The organism is Flavobacterium sp. AED, from assembly GCF_000812945.1.
Taxonomy (GTDB): domain Bacteria; phylum Bacteroidota; class Bacteroidia; order Flavobacteriales; family Flavobacteriaceae; genus Flavobacterium.
The window spans coordinates 16,256-33,429 of sequence record NZ_JSYM01000002.1; the positions used below are offsets into that span (position 1 = coordinate 16,256).

A 17,174-nucleotide genomic window follows, 5' to 3' on the forward strand; every position below is an offset into this window, starting at 1 on the left:
AGTTTACGAATAAGTTTATCCGAAAATTTTTATCTTACCAAAGTTTCAATTTATATTCAATGCAACTATCCGTCATCATCCTTAATTATAATGTCCGTTTCTTTTTAGAGCAATGTCTGTTAAGCGTTCAAAATGCTTTAGAGACCATTGACAGCGAAATTATAGTAATTGATAATAATTCTTCTGATGACAGTTGTGCAATGATGAAACAGCGTTTTCCAAAGGTAAAACTCATTGAAAATAATGAAAATTTAGGTTTTCCAAAAGGTAATAATATAGGAGTGGCTCAAGCTCAAGGCGAATACGTTTGCATTCTCAATCCGGATACAGTTGTTGCCGAAGATACGTTTGTTAAAGTATTGGCTTTCGCCAGATTGCTTCATTCTTCGCCAGCAAACGATTCAATGGGAATTATAGGTTGCAAACTCATTGATGGCGCCGGAAATTTTCTGCCGGAAAGCAAACGTGGTGTTCCTACACCTTGGGTAGCTTTTGCCAAAATAACGGGTTTGTACAAATTGTTTCCCAAGTCAGAAACATTCGGGAAATACTATGCGCAGCATTTAAGGGAAAACGAAACAGGGAAAGTAGATATTCTCGTAGGTGCTTTTATGTTCATGAAACGAGATTTGTATTTTGAAGTAGGCGGATTTGATGAAGATTGTTTTATGTATTCAGATGATATTGATTTGTCTTATAGGATGTTACAAAAAGGAAAATCCAATTATTATTTCCATGAAACTACTGTTATACATTATAAAGGAGAAAGCACCGTTAAGGACGAAACCTATATGAAACGTTTTCAGGAAGCCATGAATTTCTTTTACAAAAAGCATTTTCGTATATCTGTATTATTCTCGCTTTTTATGAAAATAGGAATTGTCTTTTTTTCTTTTGTGAAAATGTTTCAAGGAAAACCCAAAATAAAAATTCCTCCAAAATCATATCTGCTTTATTCTTCGAATGAAAAATTAGCAAACAAATTGACTTTGATTTTGCAAAAAAAAGTCTCATTTCATGATTTGAAAACAGAAAAAATGGTAATTTCGTCTTCGCTTAGAAGTGGAGATGAAACCGAAATTATTTTGGATAACGAATTCGTTTCTTTCAAAGAAAGCATCGCAATTCTCGAATCTTCAAGGAATAAGCCCCGAAGCGTCGGGATTACCTTTAAAATCATACCAAAAAACGCCAATTTTTTAATTGGAAGTAATAATAGTAACGAAAGAGGTGAGATTATAAAAATAGAATGAAAAATTACATTAAATGTAATTTATATTTAAAATATTTAGTAATTTCGCAAACTGAAAATCAAAATCACCTTTTAGGTTAACAATATGGCAAGATTTGAATTAAAACTTCCAAAAATGGGAGAAAGCGTTGCAGAAGCGACCATTACAAATTGGTTGAAACAAGTTGGAGACAAAATTGAAGCCGATGAAGCGGTACTTGAAATTGCTACTGATAAAGTCGATAGCGAAGTGCCAAGTGAGGTTTCGGGTGTTTTAGTGGAACAATTGTTTGGTAAGGATGATTTGGTTCAAGTAGGGCAAACCATCGCTATTATTGAAACGGATAGCGCTACTATTACTGAAACAGTAAAAGAAGTTGCAGCTCCGGTTGAAGCAGCATTAATTGAAAAAACAGTTGATGCAGCCAAAGAAGCAGTTGCAGTTCCAACAGATTTTTCAAATTCTGAAAAATTCTTATCGCCTTTGGTGAAAAATATTGCCAAAGAAGAAGGGGTTTCTGTTGTAGAATTGGAAGCAATTTCAGGAACAGGAAAAGAAGGAAGAGTTACTAAAAATGATATTTTAGAGTACGTAAAAAATAGAACAAGCCAACCTGTAGTTTCGACTCCGGTTCCAGCAGTTCAAAAAATAGTTGCAGCCCCAGTTGCTCAAAAAGCGGCTCCAGTATCTGTAAGTGGTGGTGATGAAATTATAGAAATGGACAGAATGCGCAAGTTAATTGCGGGTTATATGGTCGCTTCGGTACAAACATCAGCTCACGTACAATCGTTTATTGAAGTCGATGTGACGAATATTGTAAAATGGAGAGAAAAACATAAAATTGCTTTCGAAAAAAGAGAAGGAGAGAAATTGACTTATACGCCAATTTTCATGGAAGCAGTTGCAAAAGCACTGAAAGATTTCCCAGGAATGAATATTTCTGTAGATGGCGATTTTATCATCAAGAAGAAAAATATCAATCTTGGAATGGCGGCTTCATTACCTAACGGAAACTTAATTGTTCCAGTTATTAAAAATGCAGATCAATTGAATTTAGTTGGAATGGCAAAAGCGGTAAACGATTTAGGAGGTCGTGCAAAAGCAGGTAAATTAAAGCCAGATGATACGCAAGGAGGAACCTATACCGTTACGAATGTGGGAACTTTTGGAAGTGTTTTTGGTACGCCAATTATTAATCAACCGCAAGTGGGAATTTTAGCTCTTGGAGCAATCCGAAAAATGCCGGCGGTAATCGAAACACCAGAAGGAGATTTTATTGGGATTCGTCAGAAAATGTTCTTGTCGCACAGTTACGACCACAGAGTTGTAGATGGAGCATTAGGAGGAAGTTTTGTAAAACGAGTGGCTGAATATCTTGAAGCTTTTGATATCGACAGAGATTTTTAAAGGTACATACATACAATTCAAACCCGACTAGTTTTTAAAAATTAGTCGGGTTTTCTTTTTTTGATATTTTCTGGAACTTTAAACAAAATTAAACCCAAATTTCTATATTTGTAGTCACACAAAATTTAAAAATGGAACTTAAACTCAATAAACCAATTTGCTTTTTCGATCTTGAAACCACAGGAATTGATATCGGAAAAGATAGGATTGTAGAAATCTCAATATTCAAAGTTTTTCCGAACGGAAATAAAGAAAGTAAAACTTGGTTAGTGAATCCAACCATTCCAATTCCACCTCAAACAACCGCTGTTCACGGAATTACCGATGAAAAAGTGGCTAATGAACCTACTTTTAATGAATTAGCGACGCAAGTTTATAATATGATTAAAGACAGCGACTTGGCTGGATTTAATTCAGATCGATTTGATATTCCATTGTTAGCCGAAGAAATGTTGAGAGCCGGAGTGGATTTTGATATGAAAGGCAGGGTTTCTGTAGATGTGCAAACCGTTTTTCATAAAATGGAAGAACGTACATTAGGTGCTGCGCACAAATTTTATTGTGGAAAAACACTCGAAAATGCACATTCTGCTGAAGCGGATACCATGGCCACTTACGAAATATTAAAAGCGCAATTGGACCGTTATCCTGAATTGGAAAATGATATGAAATCATTATCGGAATTTACTACAAGAAAGAAAATTGCTGATTTTGCCGGAATGATTGCTTTTGACAAAGACAATGAGGAAATTTTTGCTTTTGGAAAACACAAAGGAGTGAAAGTAGATAAAATTCTCGAAACTGAGCCCGGTTATTTCAGTTGGATGCAAAATGCTGATTTTCCTTTGTATACTAAGAAAGTCTTAACGGCAATTAAACTTCGAAAGCTAAATACTAAATAAGTATTGGGTGAAAGGTATTCCCAAAAACTAAAATCCAAAACCCAAAAAACAAGTTATGAAAATAATCTGCATTGGTAGAAATTATACGAACCACATAGAGGAGTTACACAATGAAAGACCTACTGAGCCAGTGGTCTTTATGAAACCGGATTCGGCTATTTTATTAAAACAACATCCATTTGTAATCCCGGAATTTTCGGAAGATATTCATCACGAAATTGAAATTATTGTCAAAATAAGTAAAGTTGGAAAATACATTGAACCTAAGTTTGCGCATAAATATTATGACGAAATTAGTGTAGGAATCGATTTTACCGCTCGTGATTTGCAAGATAAATTAAAAGCGAAAGGTTTGCCTTGGGAAAAAGCGAAAGCATTTGACGGTTCAGCGGTTATAGGAGAATTTTTACCTAAAAATCAATTTAGTTCATTAGAAAATATTACTTTTGAATTAACCAACAACAATAAAACGGTACAAATCAGTAATTCCAGTCATATGTTGTGGAAAATTGACGAACTTATTTCTTATGTTTCTCAGTATTTCACCTTAAAAATTGGGGATATTATTTTTACGGGAACTCCTGAAGGGGTAGCTGCTGTAAAACCGGATGACGTTTTGGAAGGATTTTTAGAAGGACAACAACTATTTAGAATACAAGTAAAATAATGGCTATAAATTACAACCTTTCAAAAGTGTACGCACTTTCAGACAACGATCCAGAATTTGTAAATGAAATTTTGACTTTGTTTGTTACTGAAGTTCCAGACGATTTATTGCAAATCAAAGAAGGAATAAAAAAGAAAGATCATAAGCACGCGTATTCTTATGCACATAAGATAAAGCCAACACTTGATTTAATGGGCTTAAACGTGGCTTTCGAAGAGATTCTTCAAATCGAAGCCTGGACTAAAGGCGAAGGTAAAAAGAAAGATATCAAAGAAACTTTCAAGAGCGTTAAAAATCAAGTCAATGATGCGATCAAAGAAATAAAAAAGGACTTTGATTTGTAAAATTTGGGCGTGACCTGCTAAAAGGTAGGTTGGGTTATCCGTTGCAAAAGAAGTTCGCTGAATTCTTTAAAAATAACTATTATGTAAAAATTCTCCCGATTTTTCTTCGAGAGAATTTTTACTATTATCCCTTAGGCAAAAACGGAATGTATTAATTTATTATGTTCCTCTTTTAGATTACAATCTCACAAAAAAACTTCACTTAAAAAAATGAAAGCAACCATAATTACTATAGGTGACGAAATTTTAATAGGCCAAATTGTCGATACAAATTCTGGTTTTATTGCCAAATCTTTGGATAAAATTGGAGTTGAAATCAATGAAATGATTTCGATAAGCGATGATAAAAAGCACATTTTAGATACGTTTGCAAAGCTTCAAAACACAGTAGATTTAGTTATTATTACCGGCGGTTTAGGACCAACAAAAGATGATGTTACCAAGAAAACATTTTGTGATTATTTTGAGGATGAATTAGTTGTCGATCAAAAGGTACTTGCTCATGTTACGCAACTTATTGAAGGTTTTTATAAGCGAACTATTACCCAAATTAATAAAGATCAGGCACTGGTTCCGTCAAGATGTACCGTACTTAATAATCAGGTAGGTACTGCGCCTGGAATGTGGATGAAAAAGGAAAATACAGTATTTATTTCGCTTCCTGGAGTTCCTTATGAAATGAAATATTTAGTAGAACAGGAGATAATTCCCAAAGTTGTCCGTGAATACAAACGCCCCTACATTCTTCATAAAACAATTCTTACTTACGGTCAAGGCGAAAGTATGGTTGCTGAACGTATTGAAGAATGGGAAAATAACCTTCCGGAATCTATAAAATTGGCTTATTTGCCTGCGCCGGGAAGAGTTCGTTTGCGTCTTTCAGCTCGTGGAACTGATAAAGAAAAATTAGAAGCTGCCATTGAAGAAAATGTAAAATCATTGGATGCAATAATCCATGATATTATCGTTGGTTTTGATGATGATGAAACCTTGGAGGTTGTAGTGGGGAAAATGCTGACAAAACAAAATAAAACCCTTTCCACTGCTGAAAGTTGCACAGGAGGAAAAATCGCACAGGTGTTAACATCGGTTCCTGGAGCTTCAAATTATTTTAAAGGTAGTGTGGTTTCTTATGCTACGGATGTTAAAATTGACGTTTTAGGGGTCTCAGAAAGCCTCATAAAAGAACATTCTGTTGTGAGTGGTGAAGTAGTTTTGGCTATGGCTTTGAGCATTAAAAAGATGATGAAAACAGATTATGCAATTGCAACAACAGGAAACGCAGGACCGTCAAAAGGAGATTCTAATGCGGAAGTTGGTAGTGTTTTTATCGCATTGGCTACACCAACTGAAGTAATTGTAGAAGAATTTAATTTTGGTCAACCCCGTGAAAAAGTGATAGATAGAGCGGTAATTAAAAGTTTAGAGCTGTTGCAGAAAGAAATTTTGAAAAATGTGCGATAAATATGTTGCTTAATAGGTTTATTTTTCTTTTCTTTGCACCCTGATTTTGAATAACGATAAAAGATAAGCATAATGTCAAGAGTTTGTGACCTTACAGGTAAAAGAGCGATGGTAGGAAATAACGTTTCTCACGCTATGAATAAAACTAAGAGAAAATTTTCTGTAAACTTAGTAAAAAAGCGTTTTTATCTTCCAGAAGAAGATAGATGGATTACTCTTAGAGTAGCAGCATCTACGATAAAAACAATTAACAAAAATGGAATCGCTGCAGTTTTGAAAAAAGCGCAGTCAGAAGGATTTATTAAATAATCTTTTCCAAAATAAATAAATAGCAAGATGGCAAAGAAAGGTAATAGAATCCAGGTAATTTTAGAATGTACTGAACACAAAACATCAGGTGTTGCAGGAACTTCAAGATACATAACAACAAAGAACAAAAAAAATACTCCAGACAGATTAGAGATTAAAAAATTTAATCCAATCTTGAAACGTGTAACTGTTCACAAAGAAATTAAGTAATAATTAGAGATTTTAATAAAAATCTCAAATGGTCACATTTGGAGATTTTATTAAAATACAAATAACATTTGAATCATGGCAAAGAAAACCGTAGCATCGTTACAAACATCTTCTAAGAGATTATCAAAAGCCATCAAAATGGTGAAATCTCCTAAAACAGGAGCATATACATTCGTAGAATCTATTATGACTCCAGAAGCAGTTGATGAATTCTTGAAAAAGAAATAATTCACAAGCATATTATATAGAAAAGCTACTTTCATTCGGAAGTAGCTTTTTTATTTTCTATATTTACCGATTAGAAAAACGTATGGGTTTTTAGGACTCATGCATCATTTTTTATACCACAAATACAATGAGTTTTTTTAAAAGAATATTTTCTTCAGAGAAAAAAGAAACATTAGACAAAGGTCTTGAAAAGTCAAAAACAAATTTCTTTTCAAAACTAACTAAAGCCGTTGCCGGAAAGTCAAAAGTTGATGATGAAGTTTTAGATAATTTAGAGGAAATCCTTGTTGCCTCAGATGTGGGTGTGAATACCACACTGAAAATAATCACCCGAATAGAAAACCGCGTTGCCTCAGATAAGTATCTTGGAATAGAGGAACTGAATGAAATCCTACGAGAAGAAATTGCCGCTTTGTTATCTGAAACCAATACAGGTGAAGCTACTGAATTTGTAATTCCGACTGAAACAAAACCTTATGTTTTAATGGTAGTTGGTGTAAACGGTGTTGGTAAAACTACCACAATTGGTAAGTTAGCATATCAATTCAAAAAAGCAGGTTATAAAGTAGTTCTCGGTGCTGCGGATACTTTTCGTGCAGCAGCGATTGATCAATTGCAAATATGGGCGGATAGAGTAGGAGTACCTATTGTTCGTCAAGATATGGGAAGTGATCCAGCCTCAGTAGCTTTTGATACGTTACAATCAGCGGTGGCACAAAATGCTGATGTTGTAATTATTGATACTGCGGGACGTTTGCATAATAAAATTAATTTAATGAACGAATTGACCAAAGTGAAACGGGTAATGCAAAAAGTTGTTGGTGATGCACCACACGATGTATTGTTGGTTTTAGATGGTTCTACCGGTCAAAATGCTTTTGAGCAAGCAAAACAATTTACTGCTGCTACAGAGGTTACTTGCTTAGCGGTTACTAAACTGGATGGAACGGCCAAGGGTGGTGTTGTCATAGGAATCTCGGATCAATTTCAAATTCCTGTAAAATACATTGGTGTTGGAGAAGGAATAGAAGATCTTCAGGTTTTTAATAAATACGAGTTTGTTGACAGTTTTTTTAAATAATAATTTAGGTAATGAATTTTTCTTCCATCAAAAATAGCAATCCCATTTATTTTTACTTTGTAAGTATTATTTCTTTTATATTGGCAAATCTTATCCGAGATAAAAGTATTGGTTTCTATTATTTCTTATTGGTAATTGGTTTGGTTTTCTTCGTTTTAGGTTTTATGAAACGATTGAAAACAAAATAGATTTATTGATACAAGGCATTGATTTTTTGCCATAAAACATCATCAAAATCAGATAAGGCCAGATTGACATTATCGGCTGCGTCACCCATTCTGATAACGACCATTTTCTTGCTTGGAATGACATAGATTTTTTGGTCATTTTTTCCTAAAGCCATAAACATATCGTTTGGTGCAGATGGTATAATACTTCCGGGAATCGTAAGTTGTGATTGCGGTAAATGATAACTGGCTTTACCATTCAGCCACCATAAATACCCATATGCTAAATTAATGTTTTGTGAAGTAGTTGTTGCTTCGGTAAAGTAGTTTTCATTTAGAATTACGGTGTTGTCCCATTTTCCTTTGTTATACATCAGTAATCCAAAACGCGCCATGCTTCTAGTTGTACTTCCATAAACAGAATTATTACCAGACTGAAACCAAGCACCGTCCATTCCTATTTTGTCCCTTAATTTTGTATTGAAATAAGTGCTCCAAGTTTGACCGCTTGCTTGAGCAACCACATCTTGTAATTTTACATATACATTATGATAGGCCCATCGCGTTCCTGCATCAGCTTTGTATTGCAGACTTGCCGGAGAGACATCATCACCATTAGCAATGTCTTCGATACCGGAAGTCATGGTGAGTAAGTTTTTGCAGGTAATTAAATTTTCTTTGGCTAATGTTTCACTTGTCCAACCAGTTCCAATGTATTGTGAAACTTTATTGTTGATGTTCAAAAATCCTTCTTGTTGCGCAATCCCCGTTATTGTTGATGTCAATGTTTTTCCTGCGCTTGCCCAATACCAATTTGTCGTTGCTGCATGTCCATTGAAATAATTTTCCATTACAATTCGGCCATTAACCAGAATAATGAAACCTTTGGAGTGTTTCAGTTCTAGATAATCCAAAAGTGGCTGAACAGCGGCTTGTTTCCAACCCAAACTTGCAATTGATTTTGTTTCCCAAGTTGTTCCTGTTAAAGGTGGAAAATAGAGTGTTTCTGTTGGTGTAGGTGTGGGAGTTGGGTCAGTAGATTCGGAACTGCAACTCATGCATAAAAACGCGAAAAGCAGGCTGTAGATTATTTTTGACATGTTCTGGCTATTTGTAGATAAGACCAAAAATATAGAAAATAGTTTAATGGGTTTTGAATTTTTTGTTTTTGTTTGAATTTATTAAGTTTAACTTTGTCCTTGGAAATATACTTCTTTTTAATCCGAATGGCATAGCCCTGATGGAAGTGGCATCCTTTTTCTTGAACTTCTGACGAAGGAAGAAGCTCAAGAAAAAGATATAACGGACAGCAGGAAATAGCTCCTAAAAAATAAATTAAATATGAAAAACACATTCAGCATTCTTTTTATTGCACTCTTTTTTGTGGCTTGTCAGCAAAAGATAAAGCCTGTCGATGTTGAGAAATTAAATGGATATTGGGAAATCGAGAAGGTTTCTTTTGAGAAGGAAAAAGATAAGGATTATAGCATCAATGAAAGTTATGATTATTTCAAAATTGATAAAAATAATAAAGGGATTCGGAAGAAAGTGATGCCACAATTGGACGGGACTTTTTTAGTGAATGATGCTTATGAAAACGTGACGGTACGATTCAAAGACGATAAAGCTTATATCGATTATTCGACTCCTTTTACAAAATGGAGTGAGGAATTAATTACGTTAAAGGATGATGAATTAGTATTGCTGAATGCAGAGAAAAAGGAGTATCATTACAAGAAAACGGGACCAATAAATTTACTGGGCGATGGCAAAAAGGCTAAATAATCAAAGTACGATAGGGGATGTTTTGAAACAAATTATCCAAGTAAATAAACTGCAACCCGGAATGGATCAGATTGACGTTAAAGACGCATGGAAAAATCTTATGGGGAACGGGGTGAACAGTTATACTAATAATGTGGTTTTGAAAGGTAGTACGTTGTATGTGGAGTTAACGTCGTCAGTATTAAGGGAAGAATTAAGTCATGGGAGGTCAAAAATCGTCGCCATGATTAATGAGGAACTGCGTCGTGATGTGGTTAAAGATGTTGTTTTGCGTTAGACTTCTTAGATTTTTATATTAGATTAGATTTTTATATTAGATTAGATATTTTCGATTGTTAGATATTAAGATTTTTAGAAAAACAACATTTTAAAAGAAAACAAAAATTAGATAAAAAATAAAACCCGCTTCATTGAAGCGGGTTTTATTTTTAAAGAATCTAAGAAGTCTATAATTAAAACTGCTCTCTTCCAGCAAAATGGAAAGCACCTTCGATAGCTGCATTTTCATCGCTATCAGAACCGTGAACTGCATTTTCTCCAATAGAAGTTGCATATGCTTTACGGATAGTTCCTTCAGCAGCTTCAGCAGGATTTGTAGCACCTATTAAAGTTCTGAAATCTTCAACAGCGTTGTCTTTTTCTAAAATAGCAGCAACAATTGGTCCTCTTGACATGAATTCCACTAATTCACCATAAAATGGTCTTGCAGCGTGAACTTCATAAAATGCTTGAGCATCAGCTACAGTTAATTGTGTTAATTTCAAAGAAACGATTTTGAAACCTGCAGTAGTAATCATAGCAAGTATGTTTCCGATGTGCCCGTTAGCAACAGCATCAGGCTTAATCATTGTAAAAGTTCTATTCGTAGCCATTTTTTGTGTTTTTTATATTTGGGTGCAAAAGTAGCCTTTTTTTATGTGTATATTTTAATAAATCACCAATAAAAAGGTGTTTGTTTAAGATTAACGTTTATTTTTTGAGATTTAGACCTTAAAGATTAGTTTATGTTTATAAAATGTCCATAAAATGAAAGACCAAATTGTTACATAAATTAAAGCTCCAGCCAATGATGCTGTCATTGGATTATTGAAAAAAGGAGCTATCCAAAATTCATAAAGATAGCTTTGAAGATTGATTTGCTTTGAAGGAATTTCTGGATTTTTGAATTGAATCATTTCTAATCCTTGAGGAATTATCTCCGAAAAAAAGAAGACAATCATGGGATTTACACCCCAAACAAGAAATAATTTGGTCCATTTTTTATAGTTTGTAATATCAATTACATAATAAAAAAGCGTTAAAGAAAGTATCGCTAAACCGGATGTATATAAAACAAAAGAGCTGGTCCACAATGATTTGTTAAGTGGAAATACAATTGACCATAAAAGCGCCAGAATGATAAGGCTGATACCTGCGATTCCCATTTTTTTTGCAATTTCAATCTTTGGTAAAGGACGATTTAATAATTGGCCAATCAGTAGTCCTATTATTCCTGAAGCTATTGCGGGTATAGTGCTTAGAATTCCTTCTGGGTCCCAGGTTTTTGTTACTGCCCACACATGATCTTTTAATAAAATGCCATCCATCCAAGATGCCAAATTAGTGCCTTTTTCAAGGTTTGCTAATCCAATTCCAGGAACCGGTACCAAGGTCATTATTCCCCAATATCCTAATAAAATAACTAATGCGACTATAAATTGCGTTTTTTGCGTCGTTTTTAAATACAAAAGAGTTATTACAAAATAAACAATTCCAATGCGTTGTAAAACGCCTGGAAGTCTAACGTCGTGATAGGCTTCGATACCGCTAAAAGCCAGAAATAGATACGCGCCAAGAATTGAAAGCATTAAATAGGTTTTGTTTTTTAAAGAAAAATTACCCATTAGTGCATAGCCCACTCCAATTGTAATGGCTAATCGTCCTATTAATAAAGGAATTCCTTGCAATCCATATAGTTGTATTTTTCCAAAAAAATTAAAAAATACTCCCAAACAAAACATGCGTAATGAACGAACCATTATTTTATTAAAGGTAGTGCTGTCAAAAGTTTTGGTTGGCATTGCGAACGATACCGCTACACCCATAATAAAAATAAAGAAAGGGAAAACCAAATCAGTAGGTGTACAGCCATTCCAATCCGAGTGTAATAGAGGAGGATATACGGTTGCCCAGCTTCCTGGATTGTTGACTATGGTCATTAATAAAATAGTAAATCCTCGAAATACATCCAGTGAAATTAAGCGTTCTTTGGTCATTAGTTTTTGGTTTGGTTTATGCAGTTATTGGTTTTAAGGAAGTATAATTATATCAAAATTAGATTGTAAAGGTTTTAATTTTTTTACCAATGCAGGAATTAAATTTTCACCGTTTTCCAAATAGAATTCCGAAAAATTCGCTTGGCGTTCCTGTAAACTTTGGTTGGGAAACAATTCGTTTTGTAAGTCAATAATTCGTTGTAAAATAGCACTTAAATTTCTTTTTTGCGCTTTCAGTAATCGTTTTTCGAGATTTTCCAATCCTTTAGTTTGTTTTACTTCCTGCGCTTTTACCGCTCCTATGAAAGATTCATCTGTTTTGTTTGCAATGTCATAAAGTGCTTCAAACTGTTTTTGCAATTGTTCTTTCAGATTGGTCAAATCGATTGGAAACTCCGATAATTGTTTGGTTTTGTTATTGATTAAATCGGTTTGTTTTGAAAATAAATCGTTCCAAGTCAAGTCTAATTTATCTGCTTTTTTGGCTTGTTTTTCTGTTGTCAGCAATACTGAATTTCTTAGTAAAAGCATTGGAAAAGTCACTTTTGCGGAAGCAAAAAATGATTTCAATTCCAACCAATACGCAATTTCTCCACCACCGCCAATGTAACATAAATTGGGTAAAATGACTTCCTGATACAACGGACGCATAATCACATTAGGACTAAATTTTTCAGGATGGTTTTCTAAAAGTGTCAGAATTTCAGTCTCCGAAAATTCAATTTTGGTATGATTTACTTTGTATTTCCCGTTTTCAAAAACGATACGTTCGCGTAAATTATCCTCGAGGTAAAACAAATTGATTTCACGAGGATTTACTTGAATGGTATACTCTTTTAGTTTTTCGGCAGTTTCAAGTACTAATGAATGAGAAGATTGGTGCAGTAATTCTTCTTTTACAAAAGGAATAAAATTGCGTTTTAAATCGTGATCATCAGCATCCAGAATGACTAAGCCATAGGTTCCAAAAAGTACATTAGCTAAATGTCTTGTAGCATCGGCTAGATTATCATGTTTGATGTAAGAGTCCTCAAATAATTTTTTTATGGCATTTGCATTCAAGCTGGAACCAATTTCCAGTGCAAATATTTCCAGAAAATCCTCCAAGCCTTTAGTGGATAATCTCCCAACAGGACCTGTGCTTTCTCTATTCCAATGGAATTTTTTCCCTTTAAAATTAAAATAATTTATTTCTTCAAAATCATGGTCTTCGGTTGCCATCCAATAAATAGGAACGAAGTTATACGTTGGATATTTCGCTTTTAATTCGGTTGTCAAATTAATTGTCGAAATAATTTTATACAAGAAATATAAAGGACCACTGAATAAATTTAATTGATGTCCTGTAGTAACAGTAAATGTATTTGTATTGCTTAAAGCATCAATATTTTGTTTGATCAAAGCCGAAGTTTCAACATTTAAATATTGTTTTTGTAAAACAGAAACTAATGTTTTTCGGGAAGTATCATCAAAATTTGCTTGCTTCTCCAGAATTTGTTCTTCAAAGTTTTCAAGCGTTGGGAATCTGTTATATAGGGGTTGTAAGTTTGTCTTTTGTTCTAAATAATCATTCATCAAAGGAGAGAAATATCCGGAATTCTGATAGCTGATACAGTCGGTTGGCATAATAAATTTTTATATGTTGCTAATTTACCAATAATAATTGGAACTATAATATTTGTTACTTTCGAAAAATAGTATCAATTTTATCGAAATATTTTAACATTCCTATGAAAGATAATTCAAATCCTAATAAAGAAAATTCATTAAAACATGTTCTTTTTGGCAGTTTAATTGGTACAACTATAGAATTTTTCGATTTTTACATTTATGCAAATGCTGCTGTTTTGGTTTTTCCTCAATTGTTTTTTCCTTCAACTAACAGTACTAATTCGGTTTTGCTATCCCTCGCAACGTTTTCGATAGCATTTCTTTCTCGACCTCTTGGGTCGGCCGTTTTTGGTCATTATGGAGATAAAATTGGTCGCAAGACTACCTTAGTAATCGCTTTGTTGACGATGGGAATTTCAACGGTGAGTATTGGTTTCTTACCGAGTTATGCCAGTATTGGAATTGCGGCTCCTTTATTATTAATGTTGTGTCGCTTTGGTCAAGGAGTTGGTTTAGGTGGCGAATGGGGTGGAGCCGTATTATTGGCCATCGAAAATGCTCCACCTAATAAGCGCGCCTGGTATGGTATGTTTCCTCAATTGGGAGCTCCAATAGGCTTATTGCTTTCGGGAGGGACTTTCTTGATTTTGACTGATACGATGAGTGCCGATGCTTTTCTGGATTATGGCTGGAGGATTCCGTTTATAGCGAGTTCGTTACTGGTTGGCGTAGGCTTTTATATCCGATTAAAAATCACCGAAACTCCCGCTTTTGAAAATTCTAAAAAAGAACAAGAAGAAGTGAAAATCCCATTTTTTACTTTATTGAAATTTTATAAAAACCAGTTGATTTTTGGCACATTTGCTGCTATTACTACTTTCTTAGTGTTTTATCTCATGACGGTATTTACGTTAAGTTGGGCAACTTCTGATTTGGGTTATTCCAAAAGAGATTTTCTATTAATGCAGTTGTTTTCGGTATTGTTTTTTGCACTTTTCATTCCTGTTTCGGCCCTAATTGCGGATCGTATTGGGCGTAGAAAGATGCTAGTTTATGCCACGACAGCTATTGCTATTTTTGGTTTTGCATTTTCTTTTTTCTTAAACTCAGGCAGTCCTATTCTAGTGACTTTGTTTTTATGTGTTGGAATGGCTTTGATGGGATTTACGTATGGTCCTTTGGGTACTTTCCTGTCGGAATTGTTTCCTACTACCGTTCGTTATTCGGGAACTTCCTTGGCATTTAATTTGGCAGGTATCATCGGAGCGGCTTTTGCGCCTATGATTGCGATTTGGTTGGCGACGCAATATAGTTTGACCTATGTTGGTTTTTATTTGAGTACCGCAGCCTGTATCTCTTTATTTTCGTTGTTGATGATTAGCAAAGAAGAGCATAAGTTTTGATAATGTGCTATCTCTTCAAACTAAAATGACCTCGATATTCTTTTCCATTTGTTTCTGAAACTACAAACCAATAATCTGTGGAAGGTAATTCATGTCCATTGAGGGTTCCGTCCCAAGAGGTGTTTTGGGTTAATTCTTTAATGAATTTCCCATAACGATCAAATATTTTAACGGTTTGACCAACCTCAAAATCTGAAAATTTGATTTTCCAAGTGTCATTATAACCATCTCCGTTTGGGGTAAAGAATTTGGGGTATGTTAGTAATGAATCAGCATCAATTATTGGGTGACAATTTACGTCTGCTAAAATTTGGGTGTTTATTAAAATGCGATTGCTTTCACAATCAGTTATAGTTTGTGATGCGTAATAATTAATTCCGTCTTGAAGTAAAGTTGTTTTAGGTAATACTGAACCTCCCGTTAGTGAATCATACCATTTTATATTCTCACCAATAATAATTAAATCACTTAAAGTCGCATTTTGTTGCGCACAAAATTCCTGTGGAGAATTTGCTGTTGGTAATGGTTGAACATTAATCACAACATCTACGGACTTCATATCATTACAGCCACCAGTTCCAGTGATGTTACAACTATATTGACCACTTTGTGACGTATTTGCATTTAAAATAGATGGATTTTGTTCTGAGGAAGTAAAACCATTTGGTCCAGTCCAAGCATAATTAGTCCCACCAGTTGCAGAAAGTTGTATCGTATTACCTTGACAAATTGGAGAATTACTGGTAGCAGAAAGATTTTGAGAACACAATTGGAGTTTAACCACCCAAAAGTCTTGTAATCCACTTTTGTTTTCTGTTTTATCTCCGGATATATTAGATTGTGACCAACCTAATGTAACATAACCTCCGTCTTTGGCTTGCACTATAGATTGAGTTTGGTCAAGACTATCACCGCCTACAGTTTTATCCCATTCAAATTTACCGGTTGTATCGAGTTTCACTATCCAATAATCCCGGTCTCCTCTTGATACTTCTGTTTTGTAACCCGAAATTCCTGAATAAGACATTATGCCGAGAATAAAACCGTTGTCTGAAGTCATTCGGATATCAGCAAACGTTTCAGTATCATTTGCCCCAATATCTTTTTGCCAAAGAATTTGTCCGATGTTATTTAATTTAAGAATCCAAACATCATTAGAGTTATTAAATGTTTTCTCTGTTTTTTCACCAGAAATAGTAGAAGAGGAATCTCCTCCTATAATGTAGTTTCCATCTGAGGTAGCTATTATAGACTTTGCATAATCTCCATTATCTCCACCAATAGTTTTTTGCCAGACAATAGTTCCTAAACTATCGATTTTTAAAATCCAATAATCGCCCCCGCCCCTTGAGTTTTGGCTTTTATCCCCTGAAATATTTGAATCGGAAGACCCTGCTAATAGATAACCTCCATCGGGTGTTTTTACCATAGATTGGACCCAATCAAAATTGCTTCCTCCAAATGTCTTTTGCCACAATATATTTCCGGATGGGTCAGTTTTAATAATCCACATATCAAGATTTCCCCTAGAATTCTCCGTTTTTTCCCCTGAGATATTAGAATCTGATGAACCTCCTATAAGATAACCACCATCGGTAGTTTGCATTATTGATGTCAATCGATCCACGCCAGTTCCACCATACGTTTTATCCCAAATAACATTTCTATTAGCATCTAGTTTTACTATCCAATAATCATCATTTCCTCTTGAACTTTGAGTTTTTTCCCCTGATATTCCTGAAGAGCTGTAACCGCCAAGAATGTAACCACCATCTTGTGTTTCTTTGGCTGAAATTAAATGTTCGTTACCGTTTCCGCCAATTGTTTTTTGCCATAATAAACCTCCTGATATATCATCAATTTTTAGGAGCCAATAATCATTAAGACCTCTTGAATTTTCACTTTTATCACCAGAAATATTTGAATACGAATACCCTCCCAAAATATAATTTCCATCATTTGATACTTCTATAAAATCACTCCAATCGTAATCATTACCTCCAATTGTATTTTGCCATTGAATAGTTTGCGAAACCATTTTCAAAGAAAAAAAGATTGTGATTATTAAAGAGAAATAAATGATTTTTATATTTTTTCGCATTGATTTAG

General features: G+C 34.3%; 18 protein-coding genes. 13 read left to right on the forward strand and 5 right to left on the reverse strand.

Annotated features, from left to right (window positions below; genetic code table 11):
• Positions 1-59: 59 nt before the first annotated feature.
• From OA85_RS09390 to ftsY, 10 genes are all read left to right on the forward strand, one after another.
• Positions 60-1,253: a glycosyltransferase family 2 protein gene (locus tag OA85_RS09390; protein WP_039109503.1), complete on the forward strand. Its 1,194-nt coding sequence runs from the start codon at positions 60-62 to the stop codon at positions 1,251-1,253.
• Between the two features lie 84 nt (positions 1,254-1,337).
• On the forward strand, positions 1,338-2,639 hold the full coding sequence (locus OA85_RS09395; RefSeq protein ID WP_039109504.1) for a dihydrolipoamide acetyltransferase family protein: 1,302 nt from the start codon (positions 1,338-1,340) through the stop codon (positions 2,637-2,639).
• 131 nt (positions 2,640-2,770) lie between these two features.
• Positions 2,771-3,541: a 3'-5' exonuclease gene (locus OA85_RS09400; RefSeq protein WP_039109505.1), complete on the forward strand. Its 771-nt coding sequence runs from the start codon at positions 2,771-2,773 to the stop codon at positions 3,539-3,541.
• Positions 3,542-3,596: 55 nt separating this feature from the next.
• Complete coding sequence (locus OA85_RS09405) at positions 3,597-4,208, forward strand: fumarylacetoacetate hydrolase family protein (RefSeq protein WP_039109507.1); 612 nt, start codon at positions 3,597-3,599, stop codon at positions 4,206-4,208.
• Positions 4,208-4,552, forward strand: coding sequence for an Hpt domain-containing protein (locus OA85_RS09410; RefSeq protein ID WP_039109508.1), 345 nt, complete (start codon positions 4,208-4,210; stop codon positions 4,550-4,552). The genes OA85_RS09405 and OA85_RS09410 overlap by 1 nt, the downstream gene beginning before the upstream one ends.
• 210 nt (positions 4,553-4,762) lie before the next feature.
• A complete protein-coding gene (locus tag OA85_RS09415; protein WP_039109509.1) occupies positions 4,763-6,016 on the forward strand; it encodes a CinA family nicotinamide mononucleotide deamidase-related protein in 1,254 nt (417 codons plus the stop codon).
• A gap of 72 nt (positions 6,017-6,088) precedes the next feature.
• On the forward strand, positions 6,089-6,325 hold the full coding sequence (gene rpmB, locus OA85_RS09420) for a 50S ribosomal protein L28 (protein ID WP_024980263.1): 237 nt from the start codon (positions 6,089-6,091) through the stop codon (positions 6,323-6,325).
• Between the two features lie 27 nt (positions 6,326-6,352).
• On the forward strand, positions 6,353-6,535 hold the full coding sequence (gene rpmG / locus OA85_RS09425) for a 50S ribosomal protein L33 (RefSeq protein WP_017495179.1): 183 nt from the start codon (positions 6,353-6,355) through the stop codon (positions 6,533-6,535).
• A gap of 75 nt (positions 6,536-6,610) precedes the next feature.
• On the forward strand, positions 6,611-6,763 hold the full coding sequence (locus tag OA85_RS17210; protein ID WP_082014152.1) for a DUF4295 domain-containing protein: 153 nt from the start codon (positions 6,611-6,613) through the stop codon (positions 6,761-6,763).
• Between the two features lie 127 nt (positions 6,764-6,890).
• A complete protein-coding gene (gene ftsY / locus OA85_RS09430) occupies positions 6,891-7,844 on the forward strand; it encodes a signal recognition particle-docking protein FtsY (protein WP_039109511.1) in 954 nt (317 codons plus the stop codon).
• 190 nt (positions 7,845-8,034) lie between these two features.
• On the opposite strand, the gene OA85_RS09435 is transcribed toward ftsY, so the two are convergent.
• Entirely contained in the window at positions 8,035-9,111 is a 1,077-nt protein-coding gene (locus tag OA85_RS09435; RefSeq protein WP_039109512.1) for a serine hydrolase, read from the reverse strand.
• A 241-nt stretch (positions 9,112-9,352) separates the two neighbouring features.
• Between OA85_RS09435 and OA85_RS09440 the strand changes: the two genes are divergently transcribed.
• Together OA85_RS09440 and OA85_RS09445 are read left to right on the forward strand one after the other, a co-directional pair.
• Positions 9,353-9,796, forward strand: a complete 444-nt coding sequence (locus OA85_RS09440; RefSeq protein ID WP_039109513.1) for a hypothetical protein — start codon at positions 9,353-9,355, stop codon at positions 9,794-9,796.
• A complete protein-coding gene (locus OA85_RS09445; RefSeq protein ID WP_035673647.1) occupies positions 9,777-10,073 on the forward strand; it encodes a DUF721 domain-containing protein in 297 nt (98 codons plus the stop codon). The genes OA85_RS09440 and OA85_RS09445 overlap by 20 nt, the downstream gene beginning before the upstream one ends.
• Before the next feature lie 175 nt (positions 10,074-10,248).
• On the opposite strand, the gene OA85_RS09450 is transcribed toward OA85_RS09445, so the two are convergent.
• The 3 genes from OA85_RS09450 to bshC all read right to left on the reverse strand — a co-directional run bounded on the left by OA85_RS09450 (position 10,249) and on the right by bshC (position 13,677).
• Positions 10,249-10,668 carry a nucleoside-diphosphate kinase gene (locus tag OA85_RS09450; RefSeq protein ID WP_039109514.1) on the reverse strand — a complete coding sequence of 140 codons (420 nt, stop codon included), beginning with the start codon at positions 10,666-10,668 and terminating at the stop codon, positions 10,249-10,251.
• Positions 10,669-10,779: 111 nt separating this feature from the next.
• Complete coding sequence (locus OA85_RS09455) at positions 10,780-12,051, reverse strand: acyltransferase family protein (protein WP_039109515.1); 1,272 nt, start codon at positions 12,049-12,051, stop codon at positions 10,780-10,782.
• Positions 12,052-12,084: 33 nt separating this feature from the next.
• The gene (bshC, locus tag OA85_RS09460) at positions 12,085-13,677 is read right to left on the reverse strand and encodes a bacillithiol biosynthesis cysteine-adding enzyme BshC (RefSeq protein WP_039109516.1); all 1,593 of its coding nucleotides are present in this window, start codon (positions 13,675-13,677) and stop codon (positions 12,085-12,087) included.
• A 104-nt stretch (positions 13,678-13,781) separates the two neighbouring features.
• Here bshC and OA85_RS09465 point away from each other — a divergent pair, with 104 nt between their 5' ends.
• A complete protein-coding gene (locus tag OA85_RS09465) occupies positions 13,782-15,065 on the forward strand; it encodes an MFS transporter (RefSeq protein ID WP_039109517.1) in 1,284 nt (427 codons plus the stop codon).
• Positions 15,066-15,072: 7 nt separating this feature from the next.
• On the opposite strand, the gene OA85_RS17005 is transcribed toward OA85_RS09465, so the two are convergent.
• Positions 15,073-17,166, reverse strand: a complete 2,094-nt coding sequence (locus tag OA85_RS17005) for a T9SS type B sorting domain-containing protein (RefSeq protein ID WP_052257196.1) — start codon at positions 17,164-17,166, stop codon at positions 15,073-15,075.
• Positions 17,167-17,174: the final 8 nt, after the last annotated feature.